The sequence below is a fragment of the Skermanella stibiiresistens SB22 genome (assembly GCF_000576635.1).
Taxonomy (GTDB): domain Bacteria; phylum Pseudomonadota; class Alphaproteobacteria; order Azospirillales; family Azospirillaceae; genus Skermanella; species Skermanella stibiiresistens.
The window spans coordinates 227,382-242,356 of record NZ_AVFL01000006.1; the positions used below are offsets into that span (position 1 = coordinate 227,382).

4 protein-coding genes are annotated in these 14,975 nt (G+C 68.1%); 2 read left to right on the forward strand and 2 right to left on the reverse strand.

Going from position 1 to position 14,975, the window contains the following annotated elements; translation table 11 throughout:
- Positions 1-146: 146 nt before the first annotated feature.
- Both N825_RS10760 and N825_RS10765 read right to left on the reverse strand, forming a co-directional pair.
- Positions 147-326, reverse strand: a complete 180-nt coding sequence (locus N825_RS10760; RefSeq protein WP_198038269.1) for a hypothetical protein — start codon at positions 324-326, stop codon at positions 147-149.
- A 68-nt stretch (positions 327-394) separates the two neighbouring features.
- Positions 395-922 (reverse strand): YcjF family protein, encoded by a 528-nt coding sequence (locus tag N825_RS10765; RefSeq protein WP_037450847.1) that lies wholly within the window; start codon positions 920-922, stop codon positions 395-397.
- 462 nt (positions 923-1,384) lie between these two features.
- Here N825_RS10765 and N825_RS10770 point away from each other — a divergent pair, with 462 nt between their 5' ends.
- Entirely contained in the window at positions 1,385-13,456 is a 12,072-nt protein-coding gene (locus tag N825_RS10770; RefSeq protein WP_157619102.1) for a hypothetical protein, read from the forward strand.
- A gap of 123 nt (positions 13,457-13,579) precedes the next feature.
- Positions 13,580-14,971, forward strand: a complete 1,392-nt coding sequence (locus tag N825_RS10775) for a TolC family protein (protein ID WP_245613075.1) — start codon at positions 13,580-13,582, stop codon at positions 14,969-14,971.
- Positions 14,972-14,975 lie beyond the last annotated feature (4 nt).

Consider the following 14,975-nt stretch of genomic DNA (forward strand, 5'->3'; position numbering starts at 1 on the left):
TAAACCTCCCAAGCGGAACCGGCGCGTGACCGCGGTTCCAGCTCTGGACTCAAGTGACGATTGGCGATCCGCCCGGGGATGCCCGGTGCGGAATCCGTGAGGATTGGGAAATGGTCGCCGCCGAAGGCGCGTGGAAAGCCGGAGGATCAGGCTTCCACTGGTTGTGGTTTCGGCCGGCGCGACGTGACGATCAGGAAGACCAGGGCGATGATCGGCGTTACGAACAGGGCGACCGCGAAGTAGAGCAGGAACCCACCCCGGCGGCCGAGGGCGAAAAGCCCCGTCACGACGCAGATCAGGAAGTAGAGCACGGGAAAGGTGCTCATCATGTGCCACCTCTTGGCGGGAAGTCCCGGCGCGGATAGCGCCCGCGCCGGGGATGGTCCAATCCGCGTCAGGCGGAAACGGCGACCTTTTCCGAGTTGACGACATCCGCCTTGTAGGCCTTCGCCTCGGCCTCGACTTCCGAAGCCTCCGCCTTGGCCTGATCCACTTCCGTCCGGAACATGGCGCGCATCTTCTCGATGTTGATGTCGATCATCGTGCCGCCGGACTCGAAGTGCTTGGTGAACAGCCGGCCCAGCGCGATCGTGGTCGCGGTCGACAGACCCGGCATCACGACGCCGCCCAGGACGGAACCAACCACCGGAACCAGCTTCAGGATCGAGCCGACGATCGGCATGGCGCTGGCGGCGAACGGCAGACCACCGCCGATCAGGCTGGCGACGATCGACCGGCTGCGCTGCTGGGAAAACGGAACCTCGTAAAGTTTCGAGAGCTCCTGCAACATGTTGATCTGGACGCCAACGACGGCGGCGAGGTCAACGAAGGGGACGGGAACCAGTCCGAAGCCAGCGGCCATGATCGCGTGATGCTTTACGATCATCTTGGCACGGGAATTCAATTCTTCACGCTCAAGCATTCAAATCTCCGCCGTATTACAGTGTCGTGCATTCCAACCGAGAAATCGCCACCGGCAGGTGAACATCAGGAGTGCCATCACTCCAACGAATTTCAGCACCCTGCATCAGAAGCCACTAATCGATTTCGTCTACCCGAGCCACATGACGCGTCTATGATCGGCTTATCTTTAAGATCATAATACACGCGATATATAACTTCAGTAGCCAGCCATTTGCCGGTGGAGAATACTGGCGTACTTACTAATGAACGATTAACTGTTAACCAACCCCAGTTGGTGATCGGCGTCGCGCTTCGGCCTTTCCGATCCCGTTATTTGACCCGATCGCCCATCCATTAACGAGCCGTCAAGGTAAGAAACTTAGTTTCATAGCAATCTAATAGTTCGTCGCGTTGGCTTCGGGTCCGGCACGATGTTTCCTGCATTTCTGACGGCGAAAAGATGCAAAACGACTTGGATCGCGTGAACGATTCTCCTGAAGCCGGTTCGGAGGACGGGCTTCTCGCGTCCAGTCAGGAAAGCTTGATTCCGCCCGATATCGCCGATCAAGCCATGGCGGCCATCCTCGGCGGTCAGGGCGACATCGGCGCGGCGCAGCGGAAACTCGCCGACGCCTTGGCGAAGAACGGGCTGTCCGCCGACGACAGCGGGCGTTTCGCCGAGTTGTGGATGAAGACCTTCATCGCCGAGGTCGCCGGTGGCGGGGCGGCCGAGGGAGCGACGCTGGAAGCCGGACGCGTCCTCGAATCGTCGTTGGCGCAGCAGGCGCGAAGCCAACCCGCTCCAGGCATGGAGCTTGAACTGGCGCTGGCACAGGGCAAGGACATCCGGCATCTGATCTCCGATGGCGCGACGCCGTCGGAGTCGTTGGCCCACGCGCTGGGAGCGGCGGGAACCATCGGCGACGCGGCGCCGGGCGCGCCGGCCAGCGCCGTGACCGTTCCCTTGACGCCAGCCGACAAGCTGGCACAGGCACTGGCGTCCGGTGGCGGAGTCGGAACCGCCGTGGATGCCCTTGATGTTTCCGGCGATGGCTTCGCGGCTGCCCTCGAATCGTCGCTCTCCCGAGGCGCCGACATCGGCGGGGCCGTCGGCCAAGCGTCGGCGGAAGCCGCGAGCGTGGCGGCACGCGTGGAGCTGCTCGCGGTTCCCCAATCGACGGGCGACCGCCTGCTCACGGCGCTGTCCAATCAGGCCGGCCCGGAAGGTGCCGCGACGGCGTCGGACATGGGAGGCGCCGCGTTCGCCGCGACGCTGGGCGAAAGCTTGGCCCAGGGGTCGAATGCCCAGGCGGCCTTGGAAGCATCGCTCCAGACGGATAGGCTGGCGGCATCCGTCGAATCAGGCGCCAGCGTGCCCTTGAGTTCGACGGACAAGCTGATCGCCGCGTTGTCGTCTGGCGGCGCCGCCGCTGATCAGGCGGTGAGGAGTTTCGCGGACGCGTCCAGCGACGCCTTCGTGGCACAGCTTGGATCCGCCCTGGCCGGTGGAAGCGACGCCGCCAGCGCGCTCACCGGAGCGCGCCAGAGTGCGGCCACGGCCACCGACATCGCCACCGCGTCGGTTCAGGGGGTGCAGGCGAACCCGCTGATGGCCGCCTTGGCGAGTGGCCAGAACGCCGCTGAAGCCATCGGCGGCGCTGGCGGAGGGGGTGCCTTCGGAGCGGCCCTGGGAGAAGCCTTGGCACAGGGACAGCCGCTGACCCAGGCCCTGGCGGCGGCGAGCCAAGCGGACGCCGTTGCCCAGGGCAACGCCGATCAGGCGGTCGTGCCCGTTTCCGCCGAGGATCAGGCTTTGGCCGCCATGGCCGCTCCGGCGGCCGCCGAGGATCAGCAAGCCTCGCCGGCTGGCGAGGCGGCGGGTGGCGAGACGCAGGTCGCGGAAGCGTCGGCCGAAGGCGAACCCGGAGCCGACAAGGGCGGTGCCGACACCGAGGCCGCCGCCGATGACGCTGGCTCCGAAGGCGAAGGAAGCGCCGACGCGGAGCAGGTGGCCGACGCGGGGGATGGTGGCGGCGATGGTGAGGGTGCGGACGGGACGGGCGATGGCGATGCCCCGGCTGATGGCTCATCCGATGCGGCAGCGGATGCTGGAACCGGAAGCCAGGGTGAAGCCCCCCCTGCCCCGCCGAGTGCTGGCATGGCTTCCTTGCCGGGCTTGGCGGTTGGCGCCTCGCCCGCCTCGCGTCCCGCGGATGCGGTGGTGTCGTCGGCCAAAGCCGAGACGGCGCTGACGCTGGCGACGAAAGCCTCCTATTCGAACGACAGCCGGCCGGTCACGACGGTCGTGAATACCCAAAAGCCGGCGCCGGTCGATCCGGAGAACCCCGCGGGCCCAACCGATCCCGTCGCCCCCCTGGAACCGGCACCCCTGGAGCCGGGGACGCCGACGACCCCGATCGAACCGGTGACGCCCTCCAGACCGGTGGTGCCGGTGGTGCCCGCGCCTCCGACGGTGCCAGCCACACCCCTGGAACCGGGAATCCCAAGCGATCCGGTAAGCGAGCCGGAAGTGGCGCTTCATCCGCCGGTCCTTCGGCCCGATTTCGACGGATCGGCTTTGGCGAAGGCGCTGGCGGTCGCCGAGAACGCGGCGGCCCCGGCCGGTTTCACCGTCTTCCAGGCGGTTGAGCGGATCTTCGCTCCGGGTGCCCAGGATGGCCATCTGGCCGGAATGGCGATCGTGTCGAACGCCGGAACGACCGGGGGAGTCTGGCAATACAGCTTGGACGGCTCGACCTGGATCTCCATCGGCGCGGTGAGTTCGACGGACGCCTTGGTGCTGCCGGCGACGGCGCTGCTGCGGTTCGTCCCTGAAAAAGGTTTCAACGGCACGTCGGGCGGCCTTGGCGTGCGGGCGTTGGATGGTTCGTGGACCGGGGACCTCGCCGGGGCCGGCATCTCCAGCGAGACGGCGGCGCTCACGACCTGGATCACCCCGGTCAACGACGCACCCGTGGCGCTTGGCTGGTCGGCGAACCTGCCCGCCATCACCGAGGATGCCACGGCCGCCGCCGCTGGAACGACGGTATCGGCCCTGTTCCAGGATCTGTTCTCGGATGCCGCCGACGAGGTGCTGGGTGGTTCGTCGGCCAACGCGCTGGCGGGGATCGCGGTGGTGGCGAACGGCGCCACCAGCGAAGGGGCTTGGCAGTACTGGGATGGTGTCGCCTGGACGGATGTCGGCGACGTCTCGGCGGCATCCGCCCTGCTGATCAAGGCTGGCGACAGCCTTCGCTTCGTTCCGGCTGCGAATTGGAACGGCGCCGTGCCCGCCTTGAGCGTCCATCTGGTCGATGATTTCGCCGGGACCATACTCAGCGGCACTCGGATCGACCTGACCGCCGTTGGCACGGGTGGAGCGACACCCTATGGCCTCGACACCATCGCCTTGAGCGGCGCGGTCGCCGCGGTGAACGACGCGCCCGTCGCTCTCGGCTCCCTGGCCGCCCTGCCCGTCATCGGCGAAGACGATGGCGGTTCGGCGGGCGCCACCGTGTCGGCCTTGTTCGGTGCCCTGTTCTCGGACGCGGCGGACGCGGTGACGGGTGGTTCCGCCGCCCACATGATGGCGGGTATCGCCGTGGTCGCCAACGCCGCGACGTCCGAAGGTGTCTGGCAGTATTGGGACGGTGCGGCTTGGACGGATATCGGAGCGGTCTCGACCGCGTCCGCGCTGGTGATCAAGGCGGTGGACAGCCTGCGCTTCGTTTCGGCGGCCAATTGGAACGGCACGGCGCCCGCCCTGGCTGTCCACTTGATCGACGACTCTGCGGGCGATGTGGCGACGGGAACGCGCGTGGACCTCTCCCTGATGGGCACGGGCGGCGGGACGCGTTTCAGCGCCGAGACCATCGCGTTGAATGGCGTGGTCGCGGCGGTCAACGACGCTCCCATCGCTATTGGCACATCGGCCGTCTTGCCCGCCATCGCGGAAGACGATGCCGATCCGGCGGGCGCCACCGTGTCGGCCCTGTTCGCGGACCTGTTCTCGGACGCGGCGGATGCCGTGATCGGCGGTTCGGGCGCCAACGCCTTGGCGGGAGTGGCCGTGATCGCCAATCCCGCCACATCGGAAGGCGTCTGGCAGTATTGGAACGGCGCCGCCTGGGCTGATATCGGAACCGTGTCCTCCGCCTCGGCCTTGGTGATCAAGGCAAGCGACAGCCTGCGCTTCGTCCCGACGGCCAACTGGAACGGCGCGGCACCAGGCTTGACCGTTCATCTGATCGATGATTCGGCTGGACCAGCGATCACCGGAACGCGGGTCGATCTTTCACTTTCCGGAACTGGCGGAGCGACGCCGTACAGCGCGGGGACAATCAACCTGTATGACGCCGTCACCGCCAACAGCGACGCGCCCGTGGCCCTCGGTCCCTCCGCCGCCCTGCCCGGCATCGCCGAGGATGAAACCGATCCGGCGGGTGCGACCGTGTCGGCCTTGTTCTCGGACCTGTATTCCGACGACGGTGACGCGTTCGCCGGTGTGGCGGTGGTGTCCAACGCCGCGACGGCGGAAGGCACGTGGCAGTATTGGAACGGGGCCGCGTGGACGGATGTCGGCGTGGTGTCCTCCTCGTCCGCCTTGGTGATCGGGAGCGCCGATAGCCTGCGCTTCGTCCCGGCGGCGAATTGGAACGGCACCACGCCAACCCTGACCGTCCACCTGATCGACGGTTCCAAGGGCGCCGCCGCCAGTGGAACGAGGGTCGACCTGACGATCGGCGGCACGGGCGGCGCCACGCCGTATAGCCTCGATACCATCGCCTTGAGCGGGTCGATCTCTCCCATCAATGACGCGCCGGTGGCGGGTGGCGCGACGGTGACATTCCCCACCCTGGTCGAGGACGCCGCCGACCCCGCGGGTGCCACTGTGTCGTCCCTGTTCAGCGACCTGTTTTCCGACGAGGCCGACGCGGTGGCGGGAGGATCCTCCGCCGATCCGCTGGCTGGCGTCGCGGTGATCGGTAACGCCGCCGCGTCCGAAGGGGTTTGGCAATACTGGAATGGTTCGGCCTGGACAAACGTCGGAGCGGTATCGTCCACCTCCGCCCTGCTGATCGCCGCGGGAGACAGCCTGCGCTTCGTTCCGGCGGCCAACTGGAACGGCGTCACGCCAAGCCTGATCGTCCATCTGGTCGATGGTTCCGCCGGTGCCGTCACGACGGGTGCGCTGGTCGATCTCTCGCTGACCGGGACGGGCGGCAACACCGCCATCAGCGCCGATACGATCGCCTTGAACGGCTTGGTCACGCCGGTCAACGACGCGCCCGTCGCGGGTGGCGGGGCGATCGCGCTGCCCGGCATCGCCGAGGACGCCGCCGATCCCGCCGGGGCGACGGTGTCGTCGCTGTTCGGGGATCTGTTCTCCGATACCGCCGACATCGTGGTGGGAGGCTCCTCCTCCAACAGTCTCGCCGGTGTCGCCGTGGTCGCCAATGCCGCCACGGCCGAGGGCGCCTGGCAGTTTTGGAATGGGTCCGCCTGGCTGGATGTCGGGGCGGTTTCATCAGCGTCCGCGCTGGTGGTCAACTCGGCCGGCAGCCTGCGCTTTCTCCCCGCCGCCAACTGGAACGGCGCGCCTCCCGCCCTCGCCGTCCACCTGATCGATGACTCGGCGGGTGGCGTGATCAGCGGAGCGCGGATCGACCTTTCCGCCACCGGAACGGGCGGCGCCACGCCTTACAGCGTGGGCACGATCCAGGTGAACACCGCGGTCGCGGCGGTCAACGACGCGCCTGTCGCCCTTGGCGCCTCGGTCGAGCTGCCGACGGTGGCCGAAGACTCGGGCGATCCAGCGGGCGCCCTGGTGTCGGCCCTGCTCGCGGATCTGTTCTCCGATGCCGCCGACGGCGTGACGGGTGGCTCCTCCGCCGACGCGTTCGTCGGGGTCGCGGTGGTCGGCAACGCCGCGACCGACGAGGGTTCCTGGCAATACTGGAACGGAGCCGCCTGGATGGAGGTTGGGGCGGTTTCGGCCAGCTCGGCCCTTGTGATCTCGGCTGGCGACAGCCTGCGCTTCGTCCCGGCGGCCAATTGGAATGGCGCCGTGCCCGCCCTGAACGTTCATTTGATCGACGCTTCCGCCGGCGATGCGGCGACGGGAACGCGCGTCGATGTTGCTGTGTCGGGTACCGGGGGCGCCACGCCCTACAGTGCCACGGCCATCTCCTTGACTGGGACGGTAGCCTCCGTCAACGACGCTCCGGTGGCGCTGGGGGCGGTGGTGACCCTGCCCAGCGTGCCGGAAGACACGTCCGAGACCGCGGGATCGACGGTGGCCGCCCTCTTCGCCGAACTGTTCTCCGATGCCGCCGACGCGGTCGTGGGAGGATCATCGGCCAGCGCGCTTGCCGGTGTGGCGGTCATCGGCAACGCCGCGGCGGGTGAAGGCTCCTGGGAGTATTGGAACGGTTCGGTCTGGATCGCCGTCGGAGCGGTGTCCGCCACCTCAGCCTTGGTGATCAAGGGCTCGGACAGCCTGCGCTTCGTGCCGTCGACCAACTGGAACGGCGTCATGCCGGCGTTGGAGGTTCATCTTATCGATGAGTCCGCCGGATCGGTCGGCAGCGGGGCACGCGTCGACCTGACAGCGGTCGGCGTTGGCGGAACCACGCCCTACAGTGTTGGAACGATCGCGGTGAACGGCACGGTCACTCCGGTGAACGACGCGCCGGTGGCGGTGGGCGATGCGACCACGCTTCCCACCATCACCGAGGATGACGCCGATCCCGCAGGAGCGACGGTGTCGGCCCTGTTCGCAGCCCTCTTTTCCGATACCGCCGACACGGTGACGGGCGGCTCCTCCAGCCATGGTCTGGCCGGCATCGCCGTGACGGGCAACATGGCGACGGCGGAGGGGTCTTGGCAGTATTGGAACGGCGCGGCCTGGACCCCTATCGGCGCCGTCTCCCCCTCGTCGGCCTTGCTGATCACCGCTTCCGACAGCTTGCGCTTCGTCCCTTCCGCCAATTGGAACGGCACGGTTCCGGCCCTCACCGTCCATCTGATCGATGAGTCAGCCGGATCGGTGACCAGCGGAACGCTGGTCGATCTCGTGTCTTCCGGCACCGGTGGCGCCACGCCCTACAGCCTGGAAAGCGTCGCGCTGAACGGGTCGGTCGCGCCAGCCAACGACGCACCGGTCACCCTTGGCTCGTCGGTCGATTTGCCGGGCATCGCCGAGGACGACGGCGACCCCGTGGGAGCGACGGTGTCGGCCCTGTTCGCGGACCTGTTCTCCGACGCCGCCGACGGGGTCGCGGGAGGATCGTCCGCCAACGGGTTGGCGGGAGTGGCCGTGACCGCAAACGCGGCGGCCTCGGAGGGTGTTTGGCAATACTGGGACGGCTCCATCTGGATGGAGATCGGATCGGTGTCGTCGACATCTGCCTTGGTGGTCAAGGCCACCGACAGCCTGCGCTTCGTCCCGGCTGGAAACTGGAACGGCGCGGTCCCAGCCCTGGACGTCCACCTGATCGATGATTCGGCGGGTGACGTCGCGAGTGGAACACGGGTCGACCTGACTCTGACGGGAACGGGCGGTGCCACACCCTACAGCGCCGGGACGATCGCCGTCGGCGGGTCGGTCGCTCCGGTCAACGACGCGCCCGTCGCGGGTGGTCTGTCGGTCAGCCTACCCGCCATCATGGAGGATGCCATCGACACGGCGGGTGCCACGGTGTCCTCCTTGTTCGGCGGCCTGTTCTCGGACGCGGCGGACGATGTGGCGGGCGGCTCCACCGCCAACGCGCTGGCGGGGGTGGCGGTCACCGGCAACTCGGCGACGGCCGAGGGTTCCTGGCAGTACTGGAACGGCTCCAGCTGGTCGGATGTCGGAACGGTTTCGTCGGCGTCCGCCCTCGTGATCAAGTCGAGCGACAGCCTGCGCTTCGTCCCGGCGGCCAATTGGAATGGCACGGCACCGGCGCTGACCGTCCATCTGATCGATGACTCGGCGGGTGGAGTGGTCAGCGGCGGCCGGATCGACCTGACGGCGGTGGGCACGGGTGGCGCCACACCGTACAGCCTTGGCGCCATCGTCGTGAACGGCACCGTCACCGCCGTCAACGACGCGCCCGTGGCGCTGGGTGACGCGACCCTGTTGCCTACGGTGGCGGAAGATGACGCCGCCTCCGCAGGGGCGACGATCTCCTCCCTGTTCGAGGCCCTGTTCGCCGACACCGCCGACACGGTGGCGGGGGGTTCGTCCGCCAACGCGCTGGCCGGTGTCGTCGTGGTCGGCAATCCGGCGGCGGGTGAGGGTTCCTGGCAGTACTGGAATGGGGCGGCCTGGACCGATGTCGGAGCCGTGTCGTCGGCGTCGGCCCTAGTGATCAAAGGGTCCGACAGTCTCCGCTTCGTGCCAGCCGCCAATTGGAACGGCACAATTCCAGCGCTGGGTGTCCACCTGATCGACAACTCCGCGGGAGATGTCGCGACCGGCGCCCGTGTCGATCTCTCGGCGGTGGGAACGGGCGGCGCCACGCCCTACAGCCTCGGCACCATCGCCGTGAACGGCAGCGTCACTCCCGTCAACGACGCGCCCGTGGCGGGGGATGGGACGGCTCGGCTGCCCACCATCGGCGAGGATGCCACCGATCCTGCGGGAGCGACGGTTTCGACGCTGTTCAACGGACTGTTTTCGGACACCGCCGACGCCGTGACCGGCGGGTCCCCGGCCCACGCCTTGGCGGGCGTCGCGGTGGTCGCCAACGCCGCGGCGTCCGAGGGGTCTTGGCAGTATTGGAATGGGGCGGGTTGGACAGATGTTGGCGTGGTCTCGGCCATGTCGGCCCTCGTGATCGCGGCGGGAGACAGCCTGCGCTTCGTCCCGGCGGCCAACTGGAACGGCGCCATGCCGGCCTTGAGCGTCCATCTGATCGATGACTCGGCGGGCGGCGTGACCAGTGGCGCGCGAATCGATTTGACCGCCGTCGGATTTGGCGGGACTACGCCCCACAGCGGCGGAACCATCGACCTGGGCGGCGACGTCACCCCCGTCAACGACGCGCCGGTGGCGACCGGCGAGGCCACGGCCATGCCCACCATCACCGAGGATGACGCCGATCCGGCGGGCGCCACGGTGGCGGCCCTGTTCGCGGACTTGTTCTCCGACACCACGGACACGGTGAGCGGAGGGTCATCCGCCAACGCGCTGGCCGGCGTCGCGGTGATCGGCGACGCAGCGGAATCGGAGGGATCTTGGCAGTACTGGGATGGGGGCGTCTGGTCGGAGATCGGGGCGGCATCGTCCACATCGGCCCTAGTGGTCGCGTCTGGTCACAGCCTGCGGTTCGTGCCCTCGGCCAACTGGAACGGCGCCATGCCAGCCCTCAGCGTCCGTCTGATAGACGATTCGGCCGGTGGCGTGGTGAGTGGGGCTCGGATCGATCTGACGGCAACCGGCACGGGTGGTTTCACATCCTACGGCGCCGGAACCATCGCCCTGAACGGCGCGGTCACGGCGGTCAACGACGCGCCCGTGGCCTTGGGCGCCACGGTCGGGTTGCCCGCCATCGCCGAGGACGGCGCGAGCCCAGCGGGCAGTCTGGTGTCGGCGCTGTTCGCGGACCTGTTCTCCGATGCGGCGGATGGCGTGACAGGAGGTTCCTCGGCCAATGGATTGGCCGGCGTCGCCGTGGTCGCCAACGCGGCGGTGTCGGAAGGTGCCTGGCAGTATTGGAACGGGAGCGGTTGGACGGATGTCGGCGCTGTCTCCCAGGCTTCGGCCTTGGTCATCAAGAGCGCGGACAGCCTGCGCTTCGTGCCGGCCACCAATTGGAACGGCACCGTTCCCAGTTTGGCCGTCCACCTGATCGACGACTCGGCGGGCGCGGTACCCAGTGGGACGCGCGTCGATCTGACGGCGTCCGGCACGGGTGGCGCCACAGCCTACAGCGCCACGACCGTCGCCGTGAACGCCGCCGTCACCGCCGTGAATGACGCTCCCGTGGCGCTCGGCTCGTCGGTGAGTTCGCATGCGATCGTGGAGGACACCGCCGATCCAGTGGGAACGACGGTGTCGGCCCTGTTCGGGGGAATGTTCTCGGATGCCGTCGACGCGGTGACGGGCGGTTCGTCCGCCAACGGGATGGCCGGTGTCGCCGTGGTGGCCAATGCGTCGACCGCGGAGGGTTCCTGGCAGTATTGGAACGGGACCTCTTGGACGGCTATCGGCGCGGTCTCGTCCACGTCCGCGCTGGTGATCAAGGATACCGACAGTCTGCGCTTCGTGCCCACCGCCAATTGGAATGGCGCCGCACCCGTCCTGAGCGTCCACTTGATCGACGACTCCGCGGGGGGTGTCGTCAGTGGCGCGCGGGTCGATCTGACATCCCTGGGCACCGGGGGTGCCACGCCTTACAGCACCGGCGTCATCGCCTTGAACGCCACCGTCACCGCCGTCAACGACGCCCCCGTGGCGACGGGCGGGACGGCGCTGCTGCCAGCGATCATCGAGGACGCCATCGATCCCGCCGGATCGACGGTGACCGCCCTCTTCTCCCCCCTGTTCTCCGACGCCGCCGACGCGGTTGTGGGTGGTTCCGCCGCCAACGCGCTGGCCGGCGTGGCCGTGATCGGCGACGCCACGACGTCGGAAGGGTCGTGGCAATACTGGAATGGGTCCGTTTGGTCCAATATCGGCGCGGTGTCATCCACGTCGGCCTTGGTGGTGGCGGGTGCCAGCAGCCTCCGCTTCATGCCAAGCGCCAACTGGAACGGCACGGCGCCAGCACTCAGCGTCCACTTGATCGATGATTCGGCGGGCCCCCTTCTCAGCGGAACGCGTGTCGATCTGGTGGCTGCGGGGACAGGCGGCGCCACGCCCTACAGCATCGGGACCATCGCCCTGAACGGCACCGTCACGGCGGTCAACGACGCGCCGGTCGCCTTGGCATCGTCGGCCAGTCTGCCCACGATCGCCGAGGACACTGTCAACCCGGCCGGGGCTACCGTGACCGCCCTGTTCGCCGACCTGTTCTCCGACAGCGCCGACGGAGTTGCCGGCGGTTCATCGGCCAACGCCTTGGCGGGTGTCGCCGTGACCACCAACACCGCGTCGGCCGAAGGCGCGTGGCAATACTGGAACGGGGCAGGCTGGACCAGTGTCGGCGCGGTGTCGTCCACCTCGGCGCTGGTGGTCAAGGCGACCGACAGCTTGCGCTTCGTTCCGGCGGCCAACTGGAACGGGACCATACCCACGCTGGGTGTCCACCTGATCGATGATTCGGCGGGTGGCGTGCTCAGCGGAACCCATGTCAACCTGGCCCTCTCCGGAATGGGCGGCAACACGCCGTACAGCGCCGCCGCCGTCGCCCTGAACGGCATGGTCACCGCCGTCAACGACGCTCCCGTCCTGAGCGACCGGGACCTCTCGTTCACCGTGCCCGCGAATTCGACCGGAACGCCGGTCGGACTGGTCGGGTTCGCGGTCAGCACGCTGGTCGGCGGGCATGGGACCGTCCTGAACAATGTCAGCGATGTCGATGCCGATCCGAAGACCGGCCTCGCCTTGACCGGGATCGATCAGACCCACGGATCCTGGTGGTACTCCATCGACGACGGAGCGCATTGGGCGCGGGTCGATGCCGACGGCTCGTCGGCTGCCCTGCTTCTGAGGACGACGGACCGCCTGTTCTTCCAGCAATCCGGAAGTTCGATGCCGGAGACGATCTCCTCCGCGGTGACTTTCCGGGCCTGGGACCAGACCGTCGGGAGCGCCGGGGAAAAGGTCGCCATCACGGCCACGGGGGGCGACAGCGCGTTCTCCACCAACACCGACACGCTGACGCTGAAATACGACACGCTGCTGCCAAACGGATCATTCGACACTGGTTTGACGGGCTGGACGATCACCAACAACGTCACAGTCACGGGAACGGACAAGCAGGCGACGGTCCAGGCCGCCGGTGGCCTCGCCATCAGCGATCTCGACACCTTCCTGGGGCTGGCATCAGGGACCATCAAGGGACTGGCCGGGGCTGGCGCCACGACGGGTAACGCGATCAAACTGGCCACCGGCCACTATGTCGCCGAGGATTCCGTCCTGACCTTCGAGTGGAGCTTCCTTTCGCAGGATTTCGGCGGCTTTCCAGACTTCAGCTTCGTCGCGGTGAACGGGCATGCGGCGATCCTCCACCAAGCGACGACGCAGGGCGACGCCAGCGGGACCTATTCCGTGGCGGTGGCGGGTGGCACCTGGCTCTCGGTCGGTGCCGGCGCTTCCGACTATGGCGACAGCTCGGTCAGTCCGACTTTGAGCGTCGACAACTTCAAGCTGTCGGCGGCACCAGCGCAGCCAGCGGTGATGAGCCTCGCCAGGGTGGCCGAACCGGAACCCGCGTTCGACTTCACCGCCATGCTGGCGTCGGCCATCGCGGTGGAGCAGCCGTCCGACGCGATGACCTCGACCGAGCCGGCCACCGTGTCCGATGCCATTTGGTCCAGCCCGGATTTACTGGACCCAAGCCACGACGACTTGGTCTCGACCCAGTCGATCGATACTCAGTTACTCGCTACGCACCATTCGTGAACCGTAAATTAACCAAACCGCGCCACAACATCACGTTGTCGCGCCACCGCCTCGCGCGATCGAGATTTGATCGGAAGCCAAGCCGCCATCTCGGGCGGCCGGCCAATCGCGGGACCCCACTCGATGCGTTCACTGCTCCCTCTCCTCGCCGTCCTGAGCCTGCTGGCGCCCACTCCGCCGCGCGCCGCGACGCTCGACGGCGAAGGGGTCGTCGGCCTGATCGACAAGGCCACCGAGAGCCACGACCGGCTGCGGGCCGCCGCCGCGGCGGCCGACGGCGCCCGGAACGCGCTGCGGATCAGCCAGGGCGGCTGGTACCCGACCTTGTCGTTCTCGGTCAACGGCGGGCGCGAGATGACCAACAAGCCGCCGCCCCAGAGCGACACCGACATGGGCGCCAATCAGATCTCCGTCCGGGCCGGGCAGCTCCTCTATGATTTCGACGCCACCAACTCGGACATCAAGCGCGCCCGCCTGGGCGTCGTGCGATCGGAGGTGGCGGTGTCCCGGACACGCCAGGACCTGCTGGTGGAGGGGCTGACCGCCTACGCCAACCTCGCGCGCGCGCATCGGCTGCTGGTCTACGCCCGCCAGTCCGAGGACAACATCCGGCGCCAGACCGGTCTGGAGGAGGTGAGGCTGAACGAGGGTTTTGGCTTCACCACCGATGTGCTCCAGGCCAAGAGCCAGCTGGCGGGCGCGCAGGCCCGGCGGGTCGCGACGCAGGAGGCGATGCGGAACGCGCTCAACCGTTTTCAGGCGTTCTTCGGCCATGTCGCCTTCAAGCTCGACACGCTGCGGGTGCTGGCCCCGCCGAAGGTGCCGGTTCCGGCAACGCTCGACGAGGCGTTGAGTCTGGCGCGCCGCCATAACCCGCTGCTCCAGGAACTGGCGCTGGCGACCGCCGCGGCACAGCAGGGTGTGGCCTCGGTGCGGGGACGCACGCTGTATCCCCGGCTCGACGCTGTGCTGGAGCAGAACCTGAAGAACGACGTCGCCGGCCAGCCCGGGCGGCAGAACGAGACCCTGTTCAAGATCCAGCTGACCTTCTCGCTGAACTCCGGCCTGACCGCCGTCAACACCATCCGGCTGGCGGAGTCCGAGCTGCGCGTCGCCGACGCCAACTGGGCAGACCAGGAGCGCCAAGTGATGGAATCCGTGCGCAACAGCTGGGACCGGCTGGAAAGCGCCCGCATGCAGGCCGAACTGCTGCGCGACCAGGAGGGCCTGGCGGCTGGTTTCCTCGAGGTGGCCCGCTCGGAGCGCGAGCTTGGCACCCGCTCGCTGATCGACCTGCTGGCGGGCGAGACGACGCTGATCAACGCGCGGAGCGACGCCCTGGCGGCGGAGACCGAGCTGGTCCTGGCCTCCTACCGGCTGCTCGCCGTCACCGGCAGCCTGACCTCCGACATGATCCGGACCCGCCACACCGGCGACCCGGCGACACCGGGCCAACGGGGCTCCGGCGGTCCCGGCTTGGCACCGCCGCGCAAGCCCGAGGTGCCGTCACCGTGAGGAA